This window comes from Pseudomonas sp. S2_H01 (assembly GCF_054668305.1).
The window spans coordinates 2515742-2534434 of record NZ_CP162756.1 but is presented as its reverse complement, the minus strand read 5'-3'; the positions used below and the strand labels follow the sequence as shown (position 1 = coordinate 2534434).

Below are 18693 nucleotides of genomic sequence, written 5' to 3'. Positions count from 1 at the left end.
TTCGCTAAGTGATCGAGTTTCAAAACGTCCATAAAACCTATCGGGTCGCCGACAGGGAAATCCCCGCGCTGCACCCGACCAGCTTGCGGGTCGAAGACGGCCAGGTGTTTGGCCTGATCGGCCATTCCGGTGCGGGTAAAAGCACCCTGTTGCGCCTGATCAACCGCCTGGAAGCGCCAAGCGGCGGCAAGATTCTGGTCGATGACGTCGATGTCACCGCCCTGGATGCCGATGGCCTGCGTGGCTTTCGCCGACAGGTCGGGATGATTTTCCAGCACTTCAACCTGCTGTCGTCCAAGACTGTCGCCGATAACGTCGCCATGCCGCTGACCCTGGCCGGGGACATGTCCCGCGCCCAGATCGATCAGCGAGTGGCCGAACTGCTGGCCCGCGTCGGGCTGTCCGACCACGCCAAAAAGTACCCCGCGCAATTGTCCGGCGGCCAGAAACAGCGCGTCGGCATCGCTCGCGCGCTGGCGACCAAGCCGAAGATCCTGCTGTGCGACGAGGCCACCAGCGCCCTCGACCCACAAACCACGGCGTCGGTCCTGCAATTGCTGGCCGAGATCAACCGGGAGTTGAAGCTCACCATCGTGCTGATCACTCACGAGATGGACGTGATCCGTCGCGTCTGTGATCAGGTGGCGGTGATGGACGCCGGGGTGATCGTCGAGCAAGGCCCCGTGGCCGACGTGTTTCTGCACCCCAAGCATCCGACGACCCGACGCTTCGTCCAGGAAGACGAACAGGTCGACGAGAACGAGCAGAACACCGACTTCGCTCATGTTCAGGGCCGTATCGTGCGCCTGACCTTCCAGGGCGAAGCGACCTATGCGCCGCTGCTGGGGACGGTCGCGCGGGAAACCGGCGTGGACTACAGCATCCTGGCCGGCCGAATCGACCGCATCAAGGACACTCCCTACGGGCAACTGACGCTGGCCATCACGGGCGGCGACATGGACGCTGCGTTCGCCCGCTTCACCGCGGCTGACGTCCACATGGAGATCCTGCGCTGATGGACACCCTGATCAATCTGTTTTCCAACGTCGACTGGTACGAAATCTGGGTTGCCACCGGCGATACCCTGATCATGCTTGGCGTGTCACTGGCCTTCACCGTGCTGCTGGGCCTTCCGCTCGGCGTACTGATGTTCCTCACCTCGCCGCGTCAGTTGCTCGAGAACAAACCGGTCTATGCCACCGTCGGCCTGATCGTGAACATGCTGCGGGCTTTGCCGTTCATCATCCTGTTGATCGTGATGATGCCGCTGACCGAAATCATCACCGGCACCTCGCTGGGGATTCTCGGCACGCTGCCGCCGCTGATCGCAGGCGCCACGCCATTCTTCGCACGCCTGGTCGAAACGGCATTGCGGGAAGTGGATCGAGGCATCATCGAAGCGATTCAGGCGATGGGCGCCACAACGCGCCAGATCATCGTCAAGGCGCTGCTGCCTGAAGCCCGTCCGGGCATTCTCGCGGCGATCACGGTGACGGCGATTGCGCTGGTGTCCTTCACCGCGATGGCGGGCGCCGTGGGTGCCGGCGGTCTGGGTGACCTGGCGATTCGCTACGGCTACCAGCGCTTCCAGAACGATGTGATGTTCGTGACGGTCGTATTGCTGCTGGTGCTGGTGCAGATCCTGCAAACCGTGGGCGACAGACTGGTCGCGCATTTTTCGCACCGTTAATTGAATTCGCCGGTCATAGACCGGCAAGTGCGCGCCACACCGCGCGCATTTCAAGGAGTAGAACCCATGAAAAAACTGTTGGCCGTATTCGCTGCCGTGGCTGCCTTTTCCGCCCACGCCGATGAAACCCTGACCGTTGCCGCCACCGCGGTGCCGCACGCCGAGATTCTCGAATTCGTCAAACCGACGCTGGCCAAAGAAGGCGTGACGCTGAACGTAAAGGTCTTCAACGACTACATTCAGCCAAACGTGCAGGTCGATCAGAAGCGCATGGACGCTAACTTCTTCCAGCACCAGCCGTACCTGGATGAGTTCAACAAGGGCAAAGGCACACATCTGGTGAGCGTGGCCAAGGTTCATGTCGAGCCTTTCGGTGCCTACTCGGACAAGATCAAGAACCTCGCCGACCTGCCTGATGGTGCGACCGTCGCGCTGCCGAACGACGCCACCAACGAAGGCCGCGCGCTCCTGCTGCTGGTCAAGGCCGGCCTGATCACCCTGAAAGACCCGAACAGCATCACTGCCAAGCCAAGCGATGTGCAGCAGAACCCGAAAGCGTTGAAATTCCGCGAGCTTGAAGCGGCCACGCTGCCACGCGTGCTGACTCAGGTGGACCTGGCGCTGATCAACACCAACTACGCGCTGACCGCCAAGCTTGATCCGACCAAGGACGCGCTGGTCATCGAAGGCCAGGAGTCGCCGTACGCGAACATACTGGTCACCCGCGAAGACAACAAGGATTCGCCGGCCATCCAGAAACTGGTTGCCGCGCTGCACAGCCCGGAAACCAAAGCGTTCATCCTTGAGAAGTACAAAGGGGCAGTGGTTCCGGCGTTCTGATCAGAACCTCGCGACACCGCTTTGACTGATCATTCCCACGCTCCGCGTGGGAATGCCGATCAGGCCGCTCTGCGTCCACTGTGACGCGGAGCGTCACGAGATGCATGCCCACGCGGAGCGTGGGAACGATCAAAACAGGTCTGGCATCTGCCACACCATGTGTAGCGAACAATCCCCCATTACTTCCTTTCAACCAACCCCGGCAACTGCGCGATCAGCTTCTGGTTGTTCAACGGCGCGCGGATGAAACCGCGTTGGGTGCCGTCCGGACCGAGGAGGGCGAGGTTGCCGCTGTGGTCGACCGTGTAATTGGGCTTGCTGGTGTCGGCTGGAATAAACGGAATGCTCACCGCATTGGCCAGTTTCTGGATGCTGTCCACCGGCGCGGTCAGGCCCACGAACTGTTTGTCGAAGTAACCCAGATACGTTTTGAGCTGCTGCGGGGTATCGCGGTTGGGATCGACGCTGACCAGCACGATACGCAGTTTGTCGACGGTTTCTTTCGGCAGCTCACTCTTGATCTGACGCAGCTGGGCGAGGGTGGTCGGGCAGATGTCCGGGCAGAAGGTGTAGCCAAAGAACAGCAGCGTCCATTTGTCCTTCAACGAGCCCAGCGACACCGGCTGGCCGTCCTGGTCGACCATTTTCAGATCTGGCACATTGCGGCTTTGCGGCAACAGAATCACACCCGCGTCGATCAGCGCAGTCTGGTCGCCCTGACCCTTGCCCGACAGCACACGGTTAACGGTAAGGCCCAACACCACCGCTACGATGGCCACGAGAATAAAGACGGTCTTTTGCGTTCGGGTCATAAATTCAACACTAGGTAGTGATCTACGAGCAGCGCGATGAACAGCAGCAGCAAGTACCAGATCGAGTACTTGAAGGTGTGGATCGCGGCGTGCGGCCGGCTGCCACGGTACAACACCAGAGCCCAATGCAGAAAGCGAATCCCCAGTAGGCCAGCGCAGATCAGGTAAAGCATGCCACTCATCTTGATCACGAACGGCATCAGGCTCACGGCCAGCAACACGCAGGTGTAGAGCACGATGTGCAGCTTGGTATAACGCTCGCCGTGCGTGACCGGCAGCATCGGGATGTCGGCCTTGGCGTATTCCTCTTTTCGATGGATGGCCAACGCCCAAAAATGCGGCGGCGTCCAGGCGAAGATGATCAGCACCAGAAGCAAGGGCTCGGCGCTGATGTGCCCGGTGACGGCGACCCAGCCGAGCAGCGGCGGCGCAGCACCCGCCAGCCCGCCGATAACGATGTTCTGCGGTGTCGCACGCTTTAAAAAGCCGGTGTAGATCACGGCGTAGCCGAGCAGCGAGGCAAGGGTCAGCCAGGCGGCCAGCGGGTTGGTGAACGTCAGCAGCAACGCCTGACCGACGATCGCCAACAGAGCGGCGAAGGTGAGGGCGGCAGCAGGTGAAACACGCCCTTCGGCGATGGGCCGTCTGTGCGTGCGGGCCATCAAGGCATCAATGCGTCGGTCGACCACATGATTGACCACCGCCGCGCCGCCGGCACACAGCATGATCCCCAGATTGCCCAACAGCAGCACCGCCCACGGCACGCCGGCACGGGTGGCGAGGAACATGCCCACCAGCGACGTGATCAGCATCAGCACCAGGACCTTGGGCTTGGTCAGCTCCAGATAGTCCCGCCACAGCGCCTGGCGATGCTGCTCGCCGGTTGCGGTTGTCATGTGTTTCCTCCTGTCGAAACTACGCGAACGATGTAGGAGCGTGGCTTGTCCCACGACCGCGCCGGGGTCCCGTCCGACGAGCCCCGTCGTCAACCCTGCTCACCCGGTGTGACAGACTCACCGCATTTACCGTATTTACTGCCGCTTCGCGACAGATCGCGGGACAAGCCACGCTCCTACAAGAGAGCGTCGACAGTCCGTCGTTCAACGATGCGGCCCCAGATGCAGCAGCACATGCGCGTGTTGCCAGAAGCTCGGTGCGTGCCTGCGTGAAACGGCGAATGCCGGCCTGACTCGGTAATTGATGAGGGTCATGGTCAGCATCAGCACCGCACCGCCTGCGTTGTGCGCGACGGCTACGGCCAGCGGAAGATGGAACAGCACGTTGCTCACACCCAACGCAATCTGCAGACCCAGCGCCACCGTCAACAACCCTGCCAAACCCTTGAGCCCGGCACGCCGCAGCTGCCAGGCCAGCATCAGCAAAGAAAACGTCACCAGCAGTGCGCCGATGCGATGGGTCAGGTGAATCGCGGTCCGCGCCGTGCTGTCGAGCTTGCCACCCAAGTAATTGGGGCCGATGTGCTGGGTCAGATGAAAGCCGTTGGCAAAATCAGCGTCGGGCCACCATTGCCCCTGACACGTGGGCAGGTCGGTGCAGGCCATCGCCGCATAGTTGGAACTGACCCAACCGCCCAGCGCAATCTGCACCACCACCAGCACCAGACCGACCGCCGCCAGACGCCGCAAGCGCGGACTCACCTGTGGCATAGGCGTGAACACACCACTCAGCCGGGCCGTCAGCAAGAACAAAAGACTTAACGTCGTGATACCGCCCAGCAAATGGGCGGTCACCACCTGAGGCCACAACTTGAGCGTCACCGTCCACATGCCGAAAGCCGCTTGGGCGAAGACCACCCCCAGCAGCAACAGCGGCAGGCCGACCGGTTGATCGGAGAGGTGCCGACGGTGCCAGGCCTGAACACCCAGCATCATGATCATCAATGCCAGGCCGCCAGCGAAATAACGATGCACCATCTCGTTGCGGCCTTTGTGTTCCTCCACGGGCGCATCCGGGAAGCGCAGTTCGGCATGGGCCAGTTGCGCCTCGGTCTTGGGCACGCTGATAAAGCCATAGCAGCCCGGCCAGTCGGGACAGCCGAGGCCGGCATGGGTCAGTCGCGTGTTGGCGCCGAGGAGCACAACCACCAGCGCCAATAAGGTTGCACACAGTGCGAGACGAAATCCGGGTCTGGTCATCATGACCCCCTTAGCCGATGTTCGACAGTTTCAGCAGTTGGCGCAGGTCGTTGAGCAGGTCCTTGCCGTTGACCTCCGCGCCATAGCGCAACACCAGGTTGCCGTGCGGATCTACGATCCACAGTTGGGGCAGCTCCACACCCGGCGCCATTCGGTGGTAGCGCTTGAGGTCCAGCGGATAGCGCTGCAACTGCGGGTATTCGCGGGTGAGCCTGGCGTCGTATTCAGGGTTCAGCGGCTGGGCGGTGGTCAGCGCATGGCTGGCTCGAGAAGCATCCCGGCCCAGGCCGATCTGGATTTGCCGCGCCAGGTACACCAGTTGCTGGCAGTCGGCGTCGCACCGATCGGGCGCCGTGACCAGCAGTTGCCAGCGCTTCTCGTCGGACTGCACACCCAGTTCGCTGCGGCTTTCGCCATTGCCGATCAACTCGCCATGAAAGCTGCGGCTGTCGGGTACCCAGAACTTGAATTTGTACATCGTGGTGGCAAGGACCATCGGCCCTAGCGCCACCAGCAACACCAGGATCAGCTGAAGACGACCGCGACGCCGGCTTCTCGGCGGACGGGCTTCAGACATGCTGGCTGGATTCATCGCGGTTCCCATGCGGTTTCTCCTTCTTCTTGTTGTGCGTGTCTGTGCGCTTGGCCTTTCGGGTCGTGTTGAAACCCAGATACAGATAAAGCCCAACCAGCGCGGTGGCCATGGCGAACCATTGCACGGCGTAACCCAGGTGCTTTTCAGGCCCCATCGCAACGACCGGCCAGTCGGCGCGATACGCCGCCGGCCCTGCCTCCAGACGCAGTTCATGGGCGAAGCCTTCGCGATTCAGTTCAGGCCAGACCTTGGCGGGATCGATCGCCGTGACCAATTTCGGCCAACTGCCGTTCTGCGCATCGGGATGCAGCTGGAAGGTCGCGCCGGGCGATACGTAGACCCACGCGTCCAGATTCAGCGATTGCGTCGGCGTCTCGAAAACAGGAGCCGTGCGACGGTCCGGCCAGGGCAGCCAGCCGCGATTGACCATCAGCCACACACCGCTCGATTGATCATGGAAAGGCTGTATCAGCTCAACACCGGCCTTGCCCTCGCGGGTGCTGTTGTCCAGCAGCAGGCTGTGTTCGGCGTCGAAGCTGCCGCGCAGTTGCACACGTCGGTAGGCGGGATCGGCAGTGGAGGGCAATAATTGGGCCGACATCGGCGGCGCTGCGCGACGCTCGGCGTAGTTGGCGAGCATGAGGCGTTTTTCTTCACCGCGTCCCAGCTGCCAGAAGCCCAGGTAAATCAGTACAGGCAGCAACAGGAGCACCACCAGCGTTGGGGCAATGCCGGGCTGAAAGCGCTTCATTACGCTTCCCGCGCCTGCTGACGCGCCCCACCTATACTCCTTTGCATAGCGTTTGCTCCCGGAGTGACCCGATGCTCAAAGCGGCCATTGTTTTTATGCTCATCGCCACGGTGATCAGTCTGTTCAGCGGCCTGTTCTTTCTGGTCAAGGACGAGGCGTCATCCACCCGCCTGGTCAAAGCCCTGACCGTGCGCGTGACCTGTGCCGCCATTACCCTGGCGTTGATTGCCTATGGGTATTTCAGCGGGCAGCTGGTTTATCACACACCTTGGTAACCCAACACCGTTCTCTGTAGGAGCGTGGCTTGTCCCGCGATCGCGCCGGGGTCGCGTCCGACGAACCCGTCGTAAACCTGCATACTCGGTATCACAGGCTGACCGCGTTTACCGGATTCGCTACCGCTTCGCGGCAGATCGCGGGACAAGCCACGCTCCTACAGGCTTCCGGGAGGCCAACTTTCCGGCGATCACAAGACATACACAAAAACGAACAATCCCACCCACACCACGTCCACAAAGTGCCAATACCAGCTCGCGGCCTCGAAACCGAACTGATGCTCGGCATCGAAATGGCCGCGCAGGATCCGCATCAACATCACAAACAAAATGATCGTGCCGATGGTCACGTGGGCGCCGTGAAAACCCGTGAGCATGAAGAAGGTCGCGCCATAGATGCCCGATCCCAAGGTCAGGCCCAGCTCGGTGTACGCCTCGTGATACTCCATGGCTTGCAGCATCAAAAACGCGATGCCCAGCAAGACGGTCAGTGCCAGCCAGAGTTTCAGCGCCCCCCGATGCCCTTTCTTCAACGCGTGGTGAGCGATGGTCACCGTGACGCTCGAGCTGACCAGCAACACCGTGTTGATCAGCGGCAAATGCCAAGGGTCGATGATCTCCTTGGGTGGCGGAAACAGTGTCGGATCGGGCGTGTGCAACAGCGGCCAGACGTACTGAAAGTTCGGCCACAGCATGTGCGCAATGCCCTTCGGACCTTCGCCACCTAACGCAGGCCCGGTAATGTTGCGCACGTAAAACAAGGCGCCGAAGAACGCCACGAAAAACATCACTTCCGAAAAGATGAACCAGCTCATGCCCCAGCGGAATGACCTGTCCATCTGAGGGCTGTACAGCCCCGCTCGGCTTTCCTTGATCACCGTGCCGAACCAGCCAAACATGATGTAGGCCACGATCAGGCCGCCAATCGCGAAGAAAATCGGGCCGTGGGATTCACGGCCCGCCTTCATGTCGATGAACCAGGTGCCCAGCCCGTACATGGTGATGAACATGCCAACCGTGGCGATGATCGGCCATTTGCTCTGCGCCGGGACGTAATAATGCTCATGCGTTGCCATCTTCTGAATCTCCTCGGCCTTATCGGCCTAACCGCCTGATGCCGCAACGGGGCGGATAACCGGCGGCATGCGAGCGGTGATATCGAACAGCGTGTAAGCAAGCGTCAGGTGTTTCACATCCTTGGGCAGGTCGCGGTCAACGATGAAGCGCACCGGCATTTCGATGCGCTCGCCCGGTTGCAGCATTTGCTGGGTGAAGCAGAAGCATTCGGTCTTGTGGAAATACACGGCGGCGGTGCTGGGCGAGATGCTCGGGATTGCCTGCGCCGTCATCGGCTTGTCGGTCGGGTTCTGCGCCACGAAGAGCATTTCGCTGACGGCCCCAGGGTGCACCGTCAGCTCCTCGGCCTTGGGAAAGAAACCCCACGTCATGTCGGCATTGTTGGTGGCCAGAAACTGCACCCGCACCTGACGGCTGTCATCGACCTGTTGAGTCTGTGTGTACTGATCCCCGGTCTTGCCGTTGATGCCCAGCGCTTTGCACATCACGTCGTACAAGGGCACCAGCGCGAAACCAAACGCGAACATCGCCACCACCAGAATGAGCAGGCGGGTAACGAGTGGCTTGTTCGGACGCGGTGTATCGCTCATCTCTCTTCGCTCTCTCACTTCACTTCCGGCGGGGTCACGAAGGTGTGATACGGCGCAGGCGAAGGCACCGTCCACTCCAGCCCTTCGGCACCGTCCCAGGGTTTGGCCGGGGCTGGCGGGCCGCCACGGATGGTCTTGATCACGATGAACAGGAAGAAGATCTGCGTAGCGCCGAAGGTGAACGCGCCAATCGAAGAGACCATGTTGAAGTCGGCGAACTGCAGGTTGTAGTCCGGAACCCGACGCGGCATCCCGGCCAATCCCACAAAGTGCATCGGGAAGAACGCCATGTTCATGCCGATGAAGGACAGCCAGAAATGCAGCTTGCCGAGGGTTTCGTCGTACATGTGGCCGGTCCATTTCGGCAGCCAGTAATAGGCCGACGCGAAGATGCCGAAGATCGCACCCGGCACCAGCACGTAATGGAAATGCGCGACGACGAAGTAGGTGTCCTGGTACTGGAAGTCGGCCGGCGCAATCGCCAGCATCAGCCCGGAGAACCCGCCGATGGTGAACAGGATCACGAAGGCCACGGCAAACAGCATCGGCGTCTCGAACGTGAGTTCGCCCTGCCACATGGTGCTGACCCAGTTGAACACCTTCACGCCGGTCGGCACGGCGATCAGCATGGTCGCGTACATGAAGAACAATTCGCCCACCAGCGGGATGCCGACCACGAACATGTGGTGCGCCCACACGATAAACGACAGGAACGCGATGCTCGCCGTTGCGTAGACCATCGAGGTGTAGCCAAACAGCGGCTTGCGCGAGAACGCAGGAATGATCGAACTGACCGCGCCGAATGCCGGCAGGATCATGATGTACACCTCGGGGTGCCCGAAGAACCAGAACACATGCTGGAACAACACCGGGTCACCGCCACCCGCCGCGCTGAAGAAGCTGGTGTGAAAGTGAATGTCCATCAGCATCATGGTCACGCACCCGGCGAGCACTGGCATCACCGCGATCAGCAGGAACGCCGTGATCAGCCAGGTCCAGACGAACAGCGGCATTTTCATCAGGGTCATGCCGGGCGCGCGGAGATTGAGGATGGTGGCGACGACGTTGATCGCCCCCATGATCGAGCTGATCCCCATCAGGTGAATGGCGAAGATGAAGTAGGTGACGCTTTCCGGCGCATACGTGGTGGAGAGCGGGGCGTAGAACGTCCAGCCGAAGTTGGGTCCGCCGCCCGGTGTGAACAAGGTCGAGACCAGCAGCAGGAACGCCGCAGGCAGGAGCCAGAAACTGAAGTTGTTCATGCGCGGCAACGCCATGTCCGGCGCGCCGATCATCAGCGGGATCATCCAGTTGGCCAACCCGACGAAAGCCGGCATCACCGCACCGAACACCATCACCAGGCCGTGCATGGTGGTCATCTGGTTGAAGAACGCAGGCTCCACAATCTGCAGACCGGGCTGGAACAGTTCGGCACGGATCACCATGGCGAACGAGCCGCCGAGCAGGAACATGCAGAAGCTGAACCACAGGTACAGCGTGCCGATGTCCTTGTGGTTGGTGGTCAGCACCCAACGCATCAGGCCCTTGGCCGGACCATGCGCATGGCCCTCGTGGCCATGGTCGTCAATCACTGCACTCATGTCCTGTCTCCTGCGCAAATCTCGCGCCAAGCTCTGAATCCGGTGGAGATACACACCCCTGTGGGAGCGAATTCATTCGCGATGCTGTGGTACAGCCGATTGATATGTGTGAGATGTAACGCCCTCTCGCGAATGAATTCGCTCCCACAGGTTTCCCGGCGTACTTGTTTCATTGCGTTCATTTCGCGGCCGCCTGTTTCAGCGCCAGCACGTCTTTCGGGGTCACCATGTCGCCCTTGTTGTTGCCCCACGCATTGCGTTCGTAGGTGACGACGGCAGCGATATCGACTTCCGACAGCTGCTTGCCGAACGCGGCCATCGCTGTGCCCGCGCGGCCGTTGAATACGGTGGCGAGGTGTTCTTCTTTCGGGCCCAACACGGTTTTTGAGCCTTTGAGCGCCGGGAACATCGGTGGCAGACCCTGACCTTCGGCCTGGTGACAGGCCACACAGGCCGTGTGGTAGACCTTGTCGCCTTGGGCAACCAGCTCTTCAAGCGTCCATTCCTTGCTGGTCAGCTCCTTGAGCTTCGCGGATTCAGCCTTGCGCTCGGCCAGCCAGGTGTCGTAATCGGCCTGCGTCTTGGCCTCGACCACGATCGGCATGAAGCCGTGATCCTTGCCACACAGCTCCGTACACTGGCCGCGATAGATCCCGGGCTTTTCGATCCGGGTCCAGGCCTCATTGACGAACCCGGGAATGGCGTCGCGCTTGACCGCGAATGCAGGCACCCACCAGGAGTGAATGACGTCGGCGGCGGTCACCAGAAAGCGGATTTTCACACCCACAGGCACCACCAACGGCTGATCCACCTCAAGCAGGTAGTGCTCGCCTTTGGCTTCCTTGTTGTGGATCTGATCGGCCGGAGTGGCCAGGTTGCTGAAGAACTCGACGTCCTGACCCAGGTATTTGTACTGCCACTTCCACTGGTAACCGGTGATCTGGATATCCAGACCCGATTCAGTGTTGTCGTACATTTGGATCAGGGTCTTGGTCGCAGGGATAGCCATGACGACCAGAATCAACAAAGGCACGACGGTCCAGAGAATTTCCACCGTGGTGCTTTCATGGAATTTGGCGGCAACCTGCCCGGTTGAGCGCCGATGTACGATCATCGACCAGAACATCGCGCCGAACACGATGATCCCGATCACCACACATATCCAGAAAATGGTCATGTGCAGGTCGAAAACTTCGTGACTTACCTCGGTCGCTCCAGGTGCCATATTCGTGGTCCAAGCGGCATGTGCCTGACCGAATATCGACCACAACAGGAGGCCCATCCAGACATGTGGATGTCGCATCATTGCGGGTTCCCCTCTTGTTCTTCTTATCTGCCGGCAGTCATTTCAGGCGGGTGAAGACAATGCCGTGCGCAATGTCTTCACAAATGCCTGTGCGGGCGAGGGAGCGGTCAAGTAAGCAGCTAGAGGACCGGGGCCAAGCCTGCGTCACATTCCAGTTTCATCAGCCAACTCATCACAAATCCGAGTATAGACACGGGCAATGCGTCCGCAATGCGCTGGAGAATCCGCGAAACCCAGCTATACGCACGCGCATTTACTGAAAAAAAACGGCCTGAAACGGCAAAAAGTGGCCTTTTAATAGCGGATGCACATAACCATGAAATGGTTATGACAATTACGTCTTAGCGCAGTTGATAAGCAAGCTAACGTATGACTTCCCTATAATGACTGCCTGGTTTTATTGCCTTATGGAGCATCCATGAACACCGCCGCGTTGCGCGAGCAGATCAAACGAGCACAGGAACACGAGACCCAGACCGGTCAGTTATTGCGCCAACTCGAATTGCAACTTCCCCATTTGCACCCTGCCATCCATTTGCCCGATGTCGATGCCAGAGGTGTACTGGCGCGTTTTGTGATCGCCTACATCGAGCAGGTTCCGGATTTGCTGGACGCCGCCCACGACGTCGCGCTGCAAGCCGGGATCGACAGCCAGATCAAACCCGTGCTGAAAATTGCCGAGCAGTTTTTCATCGCGCCGCCGGCGATCATGGCCGGTCATGAAGGTCTCGACGGCCTGCTCGACGAAGCCTACCTGGCCCATCGTCTGGTGGAAGAGGTCAACGACCTGTACATCGTGCATTTCGGTCAGCCGCTGATCCCGGTGAACACCACCGTCGCCAGCGTCATCGCGCATCAGTTGATCGGCGAGGACTTTGCCAACCAGCTTGATGAAGTGGTTCATCACGCCATTGATGAATTGCTGGACGAGGACAGTTTCTCGCTGGAGTCGGTAGAAGCCTACCGCGACCAACTCGCCAGCCCGGATACCGAAGCGGCATGGAAGCGCTGGCCTAGCTTGTCTCGCCAGCTAGGGGTGGGGCTTGAGATGGAATGCGCGAAGGATTGATGACTTCGACTCAGCCGCCGTTGTAGGAACGCGCTTGCCCGCGAAGAGGCCAGTACAGTCGACATACATTTGTCGGCTGTCATGTCGCTTCGCGGGCAAGCGCGCTCCTACAAGGTCAGGTAAAAGCCGGGATTATCAATGCAACGCCGCGCCGCCAATTGACGTCCGGATCCGTCCTTCGACGCGCCGCTTGAGCAAACGCTGCTCCAGTAACAAGCGCGAGCCTTGCGCGGCATTGGCGCGACCCCATTCCTCCAGCAACTCAAGGCAGGAATGGTCGATGTAACTGAGGTTGCTCAGCGGTACGTGCAGCGTGGTGCCAGGCGGCACAGCCCCCAGCGCCTGCGTCAACGCCGGAACCTTGAGGAACGTCGCAGCGCCGTTCAGACGCAACTCCATCTCCCCCTCGGCCTCCAGATCCACCAGGTTGATCTTCAGACGCGACGCATTCAGCGCCAGCTTCACCAGTGTCAGACCGAAGCCAATCAATACGCCCGTCAACAGATCCGTGAGGATGATCGCCGACGCTGTCGCGCCGTAGATGAACATCGGCATGCGGCCATAACGACCCAGACCTCGGAGCGCCTTGAGGTCCACCAGTTTGAAACCGGTGTACACCAGCACGCCCGCCAGACTCGCCACCGGAATGCTCTGCAGCACGCTGGACAGCAGCAACACGAACGCCAACAGCCAAAGGCCGTGAAACATCGCCGAGAGACGCGTCTTCGCACCGGCCTGCACGTTGGCCGAGCTGCGCACGATCACGCCCGTCATTGGCAGCGCGCCGACCAGACCGCAGAGCATGTTGCCGACGCCCTGAGCGCTCAGTTCCTTGTCGAAATCCGAACGCTGGCCGTCATGCATGCGATCCACCGCCGCGGCGGACAGCAGCGTCTCGGCGCTGGCAATGAACGCCACGGCAATGGCCGCGATCAGGATCGCAGGGTCCGCCAGGTTCAGCAGGTCGGCAGGGCGCAGCCAGTCGATCGCTTCAGCAAGGTTGGCCGGCACTTCGACGCGCTTGACCTGCAAGCTCATGAACAGACTCACCGCCGTGGCGATGCCCACGCCCAGCAGCGCACCCGGCACAAAACGCAACGCATGGGGCCGCCGCTTCTCCCATAACCACATCACCGCGATGGTGCCCAGACCCAGCAAACCCGCTTGCATTCCGCTGCCCGGGCCGACTGCGCCCAACAGGGTCTGCGGGAAGGCGATCAGGTTATCCAGCCCGGAAGGCTTGGGCCCGCTGTCGAACATCACATGGGCCTGGGAAAGCACGATTAAAACGCCAATCCCGGCGAGCATCCCGTAGACCACGGCGGGCGCCGTCACGCGAAACCAGCAGCCGAGTTTGAAGCGGCCCGCGAGCAGTTGCAGCATGCCGGCCAACAGCAGAATTGGGCCGAGCATCGCCATCCCATGCTCACGAACCAGCTCGAACACCAACACCGCAAGACCTGCCGCCGGACCGCTGACCTGCAACGGCGAGCCCGCAAGCCAGCCGACCACCAGGCCACCGATGATGCCGGTGATCAGGCCTTTGGCGGGCGGCATGCCCGACGCGATGGCGATACCCATGCACAGTGGCAGCGCCACAAGAAACACCACCACGGAAGCCAGCAGCTCCCGTGGTAACAAGGATTTGAGATCTGTAGTAGCCATGACGACTCTCCGGTAAATCTTCAGACGTGACAACGCCCGACGGCACGCGCAAAGCGCGGCCGCTACGAGCTTGAATGAGGTTCGAACCGTCAGTTGTGAAGTGGATTCACAGGCTCTTGGGTGTGATCAGTCGCTGATCGTCAATAGCGCTTTCGAGGCGTCGCCATTGGAATGGAGTGTTCGCCATCGAGGGCCAGGAATGTCCCTTGTTCGGCATCGTAGGCGCGGATTTCACTGGTCTCGATGTCGTACACCCAGCCATGAATGAACAACTGGCCGGCGGCGATCTTCGATGCCACCGAAGGATGCGTCTGCAGATGGCGCAGTTGCGCGATGACGTTTTCCTCGGTCAGCACGTGCATGGTTTCGTGCTCGCCGGTGCAGCTGCAGTTGTCCTGCACCACGGTCTTGGCGACTTCGGCATGACGCAGCCAGGCTTTTACCGTCGGCATCTTTTCCAGGGTGTCCGGGTTGAGTACCGCACGCATGGCGCCGCAATCGGAATGTCCGCAAATGATGATGTGCTGCACACCCAGCGCCAGCACCGCGTACTCGATGGCGGTTGAGACGCCGCCATTCATCGGCCCGTAAGGCGGTACGACGTTGCCCACGTTACGCGTCACGAAAAGATCGCCCGGCGAGCTTTGAGTGATGAGCTCAGGAACGATGCGCGAATCGGCACAGGTAATGAACATCGCTTTTGGATGCTGTGCGGTCGCGAGTTTCTTGAACAGCTCTTCCTGCTGGGGGAAGACGTCATGGCGGAAATGCTTGAAGCCATCAACGATGTGCTGCAGTGCTACATCGGCGGACTCTGTAGTCGAAGCGCCTGTCGAGGCGGCCGACTGCGACTTATCCTGGTTACTCATCTCTGATCCTCACTGTCGGATTGAAGTGGATATTCCCGTGTTTCCCGGTGGACGACCCACTTTTTTCTGGCATTACGGACAATTCCCTTTGCACGCGACCAGCCGGTCACTTGCAGTTACCCTAACGGCCAAAACTTAATTGAAACTGAATGCATCGCTCTAGCCTGCGGGTCTTGCTTAAGAAAACCTTAATCGCAGCAAGTCTGTAGAAGCGTGGCTTGTCCCGCGAACGGCGGGCCCCCGTCGTAAACCTGCTCACAGTTTCTGACAGGGTAACCGCATTGACTACCGCTTAGCCGCAGATCGCGGGACAAGCCACGCTCCTCAGATCAAGCGCAATACAGGTAAGACGCCACGCGAGTCACAACAGCGACATCTGCCCGCCCGGTGGACAAAACGCCTCGCAATCGAGCTGGAAACTGTCGCGTCGGTTCAGGCCCAGTTTCTTCACCGCAATACTGTAGCGCTGTGCCAGCAGCTCTGCGAATACTCCTTCGCCGCGCATTCGCGAACCGAAGCGGCTGTCGTACACCTGGCCGCCACGACTCTGACGGACCAGGCTCATCACGTGCTCGGCGCGCTGCGGATAGTGTGCCTGCAGCCATTCCTCGAACAGCGGCGCGACCTCCAGCGGCAGCCGCAACATCACATAGCTCGCACTCAAGGCACCCGCGGCCTTGGCTTCGCTCATCAATTTTTCAAGCTCCATGTCGTTGATCATGGGAATCATCGGCGCAAGGAGCACGCCCACGGGCACACCGGCGTCACGCAGCACCCTGATCGCCCGCAATCGGGCCTTGGGCGCCGCCGCTCGCGGTTCGAGAATGCGTTTGAGCTCGTCGTCCAGTGATGTCAGGCTGATGAACACCGAGACCAGCCGCTGCTTTGCCAATTCAGCCAACAGGTCCAGATCGCGCAGAATCAACGAGCCTTTGGTGATGATCGTGACCGGATGACGGTAGCGCAGCAGCACTTCCAGGGTGGCGCGTGTGATCTTGTATTCGCGCTCGATGGGTTGATACGGGTCGGTGTTGGCACCCAGCGTGATCGGCGCAACGCTGTAGCCCGGCTTGGACAATTGCTGCTCCAGCAACGCCGCCGCGTTTGTTTTGGCGATCAGCTTCGTCTCGAAATCCAGCCCCGGCGACATGTCCCAATAGGCGTGACTGGGCCGCGCATAGCAGTAGATGCAACCGTGCTCACACCCACGGTAAGGATTGATCGAACGATCGAAAGGGATGTCCGGCGAGGAATTGCGCGCGATGATGCTTTTGGCGGTTTCCAGCGTGACGGTGGTGCCTTGGGTGACGGGCACTTCCTGATACCAGCCGTCGTCTTCCGCCACCGAGCGATTTGGCGCAAAGCGATTGTGCGGATTGGTGGCGGTGCCGCGACCGCGCGGAGGCAGTGGGGTGGACATGCGGTCAATCCTGATGACTGTTTATATATACAGTATCGCGAAACCCGCGAACCCTCCACGTCGTACCCGAAAAATTTAGCGTCCGATCGATCAACGGCGCCTCCACTGCGCAGGGGGGCGCTCGGCCTCTATGTACAAATCAAGGGGTCGATACGTTGATCTCGACACACACTGAAATAGCGCCGGTTTGCATGCTTTTTCCCGAACCGCTACTAATGACCCCGGCGCCAATGACGCCAAGGAGCGATAGAAAACACACGTTCAAATAACCAAAACACTCATCGAAAAGGATTTCGACAGTGAAAAAACAATATCCCCTCGTCGCCACCGTGGCGGCGGTTTGTGCATCTGTCACGTTAAGCGCTCATGCAGCGCCGGTTGATTCTCGAGACAAGCCATTCAACGAATATTCCTGGGTGACCACCCATAACTCTTACGAAAAAATTAACCAGAACCTCAAGGAAATGCCCGCGCAACTGAAAGACGGCGTACGGGGCTTCATGATTGATATCTATCCCGATACCAACGCCGTGCGACCTGAGCTGGCCATAAAAGTCTGCCATAAGACACTGGCCTGCTACGGCGCGTTTTCCTCGCAGTTAAAGAACGAGTTCATTCCCTTTCTGAAAGCCAACCCTACAGAAGTCGTCACGATCTTCCTGGAAACCTACGTCAGTCGCGATCAGCTTCAGCAGGTTTTCAACACTCTTCCCGATCTGGCAAGTTTGTCCTTCAATCCGGCAAACTTTCCGGCCACGCGCTGGCCAACGTTGCGGGAAATGGCGGCAAAAAATAATCGGCTGATTTTCCTCACTGACAGGTCTGAAATAGCCGGCAATTATACGGTGCAGGGAAAAACGGTCACCGTGCTGTATGACCAGGACTGGATCGTACAAAACCGGTGGGACACGCTGGGGCTGGTAGCGACCAACATTGGCGCCGCCCACAATTGGTCCTGCCCGACGCGCTGGGACAGGCTGCCGCTGAACACCTCGCAAGTAGATCGGTCGACGGGTAAACAATGGAAAAGATTGTTTCTGATGAACCAATTTCACCACGGCACTTCCACCACACCCGACTCCGCTAAATACGACAACAACATGACGTATTTACAGCGCCGTCAGGACAATTGCGGTCGTGCGCCGAACTTCGTCGGGGTCAACAACTATGCCAGCGGCGAAGTTGATCGTTACACCAACGCACTCAATAACGGCGGCATTTACCTGCATGAAGGGCCTGGCGCAACGAAAAGGGAGGACATCGTTTGCGTTATTCCAGTGAAGCCTGGGCTTGTCAATCGCAAAGCCAACGGGTGCGAGAACGATGAAGCCCGATCAATGTCTTTAAGCGGTGTTGCCAAAAATACGCGAATCACTCTTTTCGACAATGGGTCGGGGAATCGGGACGATGACCATGTGATCATTGATGTCTTGCGAGACATTTCAATGAATGAGCGGATTATCATCCCATCGTTCGAAAGCAGTTATAAGACAGAAGCCTACAGAAGCGCATTCGTCCGGAACAATGGATTGAACGGGAAAGTATCGCGCATCGAAATCAGCAAGACACCCACCGATTTTTCTGATGCGAGTATTTCTTTCTATGAAGGATCGGGCGCCAGTCAGAGTCTCGATTGTACAGTGCCATTCAATCGTCGATTCGACCTTAAAATGAAGAGCAATGGGTACGGCTGCTCCAACGATGAAATACGCTCGGCGCGGATTACAAAAGCGAAAGCCGGCAGTACGTTCACGGTCGTCGGACATCCTAACGGCGAGTACAAGGAGGGCTACACCACGGTGGAAATCCTTCGCGACATTACCTCGCAAATGACCGTCCCGTCCTTTAACAGAAACTACACATCTAGCTACTTCAAGGTGACCAATCACAGGCACCATGTTGATGGCAAAATCTCATATATCGAAATAGGCGGGAAAGCGAATTAACTGATCCGCCTAAAAAAGGGATACCCATGGG

The 18693-nt window shown here is 59.4% G+C and carries 18 protein-coding genes; 6 read left to right on the top strand and 12 right to left on the bottom strand.

Translation table 11 applies throughout. The annotated features are described in order from the left end of the window. Window positions 1-8: 8 nt before the first annotated feature. The 3 genes from AB4N84_RS11260 (at window position 9) to AB4N84_RS11250 (ending at window position 2530) form a co-directional block, all read left to right on the top strand. On the top strand, window positions 9-1016 hold the full coding sequence (locus AB4N84_RS11260) for a methionine ABC transporter ATP-binding protein (protein WP_074757541.1): 1008 nt from the start codon (window positions 9-11) through the stop codon (window positions 1014-1016). Then, the gene (locus AB4N84_RS11255; protein WP_062386400.1) at window positions 1016-1690 is read left to right on the top strand and encodes a methionine ABC transporter permease; all 675 of its coding nucleotides are present in this window, start codon (window positions 1016-1018) and stop codon (window positions 1688-1690) included. The genes AB4N84_RS11260 and AB4N84_RS11255 overlap by 1 nt, the downstream gene beginning before the upstream one ends. Before the next feature lie 66 nt (window positions 1691-1756). Next, window positions 1757-2530, top strand: a complete 774-nt coding sequence (locus AB4N84_RS11250) for a MetQ/NlpA family ABC transporter substrate-binding protein (protein WP_074757539.1) — start codon at window positions 1757-1759, stop codon at window positions 2528-2530. Between the two features lie 179 nt (window positions 2531-2709). Here the strand turns inward: AB4N84_RS11250 and AB4N84_RS11245 are convergent, their stop codons facing one another. The 5 genes from AB4N84_RS11245 to AB4N84_RS11225 form a co-directional block, all read right to left on the bottom strand. Next, the gene (locus tag AB4N84_RS11245; RefSeq protein ID WP_074757537.1) at window positions 2710-3342 is read right to left on the bottom strand and encodes an SCO family protein; all 633 of its coding nucleotides are present in this window, start codon (window positions 3340-3342) and stop codon (window positions 2710-2712) included. Next, window positions 3339-4238: a heme o synthase gene (gene cyoE / locus AB4N84_RS11240; protein WP_460046378.1), complete on the bottom strand. Its 900-nt coding sequence runs from the start codon at window positions 4236-4238 to the stop codon at window positions 3339-3341. The genes AB4N84_RS11245 and cyoE overlap by 4 nt, the downstream gene beginning before the upstream one ends. 204 nt (window positions 4239-4442) lie before the next feature. After that, window positions 4443-5498, bottom strand: a complete 1056-nt coding sequence (locus AB4N84_RS11235) for a COX15/CtaA family protein (RefSeq protein ID WP_460046377.1) — start codon at window positions 5496-5498, stop codon at window positions 4443-4445. 10 nt (window positions 5499-5508) lie between these two features. Continuing rightward, window positions 5509-6102, bottom strand: a complete 594-nt coding sequence (locus tag AB4N84_RS11230; RefSeq protein WP_460046376.1) for a hypothetical protein — start codon at window positions 6100-6102, stop codon at window positions 5509-5511. Continuing rightward, window positions 6068-6844 carry an SURF1 family protein gene (locus AB4N84_RS11225; protein ID WP_460046375.1) on the bottom strand — a complete coding sequence of 259 codons (777 nt, stop codon included), beginning with the start codon at window positions 6842-6844 and terminating at the stop codon, window positions 6068-6070. The genes AB4N84_RS11230 and AB4N84_RS11225 overlap by 35 nt, the downstream gene beginning before the upstream one ends. 71 nt (window positions 6845-6915) lie before the next feature. On the opposite strand from AB4N84_RS11225, the gene AB4N84_RS11220 reads away from it, so the two are divergent. Beyond that, on the top strand, window positions 6916-7119 hold the full coding sequence (locus AB4N84_RS11220) for a twin transmembrane helix small protein (protein ID WP_460046374.1): 204 nt from the start codon (window positions 6916-6918) through the stop codon (window positions 7117-7119). Window positions 7120-7310: 191 nt separating this feature from the next. Here AB4N84_RS11220 and AB4N84_RS11215 read toward each other — a convergent pair whose 3' ends face one another. From AB4N84_RS11215 to coxB, 4 genes are all read right to left on the bottom strand, one after another. Beyond that, the gene (locus AB4N84_RS11215) at window positions 7311-8195 is read right to left on the bottom strand and encodes a cytochrome c oxidase subunit 3 (RefSeq protein WP_460046372.1); all 885 of its coding nucleotides are present in this window, start codon (window positions 8193-8195) and stop codon (window positions 7311-7313) included. 27 nt (window positions 8196-8222) lie between these two features. Continuing rightward, on the bottom strand, window positions 8223-8786 hold the full coding sequence (locus tag AB4N84_RS11210; protein WP_460046370.1) for a cytochrome c oxidase assembly protein: 564 nt from the start codon (window positions 8784-8786) through the stop codon (window positions 8223-8225). A 14-nt stretch (window positions 8787-8800) separates the two neighbouring features. Continuing rightward, the gene (gene ctaD, locus AB4N84_RS11205; protein WP_074757521.1) at window positions 8801-10387 is read right to left on the bottom strand and encodes a cytochrome c oxidase subunit I; all 1587 of its coding nucleotides are present in this window, start codon (window positions 10385-10387) and stop codon (window positions 8801-8803) included. Between the two features lie 178 nt (window positions 10388-10565). Then, window positions 10566-11693, bottom strand: a complete 1128-nt coding sequence (gene coxB / locus AB4N84_RS11200; protein WP_074757519.1) for a cytochrome c oxidase subunit II — start codon at window positions 11691-11693, stop codon at window positions 10566-10568. 418 nt (window positions 11694-12111) lie between these two features. Between coxB and AB4N84_RS11195 the strand changes: the two genes are divergently transcribed. Continuing rightward, complete coding sequence (locus AB4N84_RS11195; RefSeq protein ID WP_074757516.1) at window positions 12112-12762, top strand: hypothetical protein; 651 nt, start codon at window positions 12112-12114, stop codon at window positions 12760-12762. A 135-nt stretch (window positions 12763-12897) separates the two neighbouring features. Here AB4N84_RS11195 and AB4N84_RS11190 read toward each other — a convergent pair whose 3' ends face one another. The 3 genes from AB4N84_RS11190 to AB4N84_RS11180 all read right to left on the bottom strand — a co-directional run bounded on the left by AB4N84_RS11190 (window position 12898) and on the right by AB4N84_RS11180 (window position 16716). Further along, entirely contained in the window at window positions 12898-14427 is a 1530-nt protein-coding gene (locus AB4N84_RS11190; RefSeq protein ID WP_074757514.1) for a SulP family inorganic anion transporter, read from the bottom strand. A gap of 140 nt (window positions 14428-14567) precedes the next feature. Further along, window positions 14568-15296, bottom strand: coding sequence for a carbonic anhydrase (locus AB4N84_RS11185; protein ID WP_074757512.1), 729 nt, complete (start codon window positions 15294-15296; stop codon window positions 14568-14570). A gap of 361 nt (window positions 15297-15657) precedes the next feature. Beyond that, a complete protein-coding gene (locus tag AB4N84_RS11180) occupies window positions 15658-16716 on the bottom strand; it encodes a PA0069 family radical SAM protein (RefSeq protein ID WP_460046368.1) in 1059 nt (352 codons plus the stop codon). Between the two features lie 299 nt (window positions 16717-17015). Between AB4N84_RS11180 and AB4N84_RS11175 the strand changes: the two genes are divergently transcribed. Continuing rightward, on the top strand, window positions 17016-18662 hold the full coding sequence (locus tag AB4N84_RS11175; RefSeq protein ID WP_460046367.1) for a PI-PLC domain-containing protein: 1647 nt from the start codon (window positions 17016-17018) through the stop codon (window positions 18660-18662). Window positions 18663-18693 lie beyond the last annotated feature (31 nt).

Bases quoted from the DNA above. Each gene is read 5' to 3' on its own strand.
- AB4N84_RS11255 (WP_062386400.1), top strand. From the start codon at position 1,016: ATGGACACCCTGATCAATCTGTTTTCCAACGTCGACTGGTACGAAATC.
- AB4N84_RS11250 (WP_074757539.1), top strand. From the start codon at position 1,757: ATGAAAAAACTGTTGGCCGTATTCGCTGCCGTGGCTGCCTTTTCCGCC.
- AB4N84_RS11245 (WP_074757537.1), bottom strand. From the start codon at position 3,342: ATGACCCGAACGCAAAAGACCGTCTTTATTCTCGTGGCCATCGTAGCG.
- cyoE (WP_460046378.1), bottom strand. From the start codon at position 4,238: ATGACAACCGCAACCGGCGAGCAGCATCGCCAGGCGCTGTGGCGGGAC.
- AB4N84_RS11235 (WP_460046377.1), bottom strand. From the start codon at position 5,498: ATGACCAGACCCGGATTTCGTCTCGCACTGTGTGCAACCTTATTGGCG.
- AB4N84_RS11230 (WP_460046376.1), bottom strand. From the start codon at position 6,102: ATGGGAACCGCGATGAATCCAGCCAGCATGTCTGAAGCCCGTCCGCCG.
- AB4N84_RS11225 (WP_460046375.1), bottom strand. From the start codon at position 6,844: ATGAAGCGCTTTCAGCCCGGCATTGCCCCAACGCTGGTGGTGCTCCTG.
- AB4N84_RS11220 (WP_460046374.1), top strand. From the start codon at position 6,916: ATGCTCAAAGCGGCCATTGTTTTTATGCTCATCGCCACGGTGATCAGT.
- AB4N84_RS11215 (WP_460046372.1), bottom strand. From the start codon at position 8,195: ATGGCAACGCATGAGCATTATTACGTCCCGGCGCAGAGCAAATGGCCG.
- AB4N84_RS11210 (WP_460046370.1), bottom strand. From the start codon at position 8,786: ATGAGCGATACACCGCGTCCGAACAAGCCACTCGTTACCCGCCTGCTC.
- ctaD (WP_074757521.1), bottom strand. From the start codon at position 10,387: ATGAGTGCAGTGATTGACGACCATGGCCACGAGGGCCATGCGCATGGT.
- coxB (WP_074757519.1), bottom strand. From the start codon at position 11,693: ATGATGCGACATCCACATGTCTGGATGGGCCTCCTGTTGTGGTCGATA.
- AB4N84_RS11195 (WP_074757516.1), top strand. From the start codon at position 12,112: ATGAACACCGCCGCGTTGCGCGAGCAGATCAAACGAGCACAGGAACAC.
- AB4N84_RS11190 (WP_074757514.1), bottom strand. From the start codon at position 14,427: ATGGCTACTACAGATCTCAAATCCTTGTTACCACGGGAGCTGCTGGCT.
- AB4N84_RS11185 (WP_074757512.1), bottom strand. From the start codon at position 15,296: ATGAGTAACCAGGATAAGTCGCAGTCGGCCGCCTCGACAGGCGCTTCG.
- AB4N84_RS11180 (WP_460046368.1), bottom strand. From the start codon at position 16,716: ATGTCCACCCCACTGCCTCCGCGCGGTCGCGGCACCGCCACCAATCCG.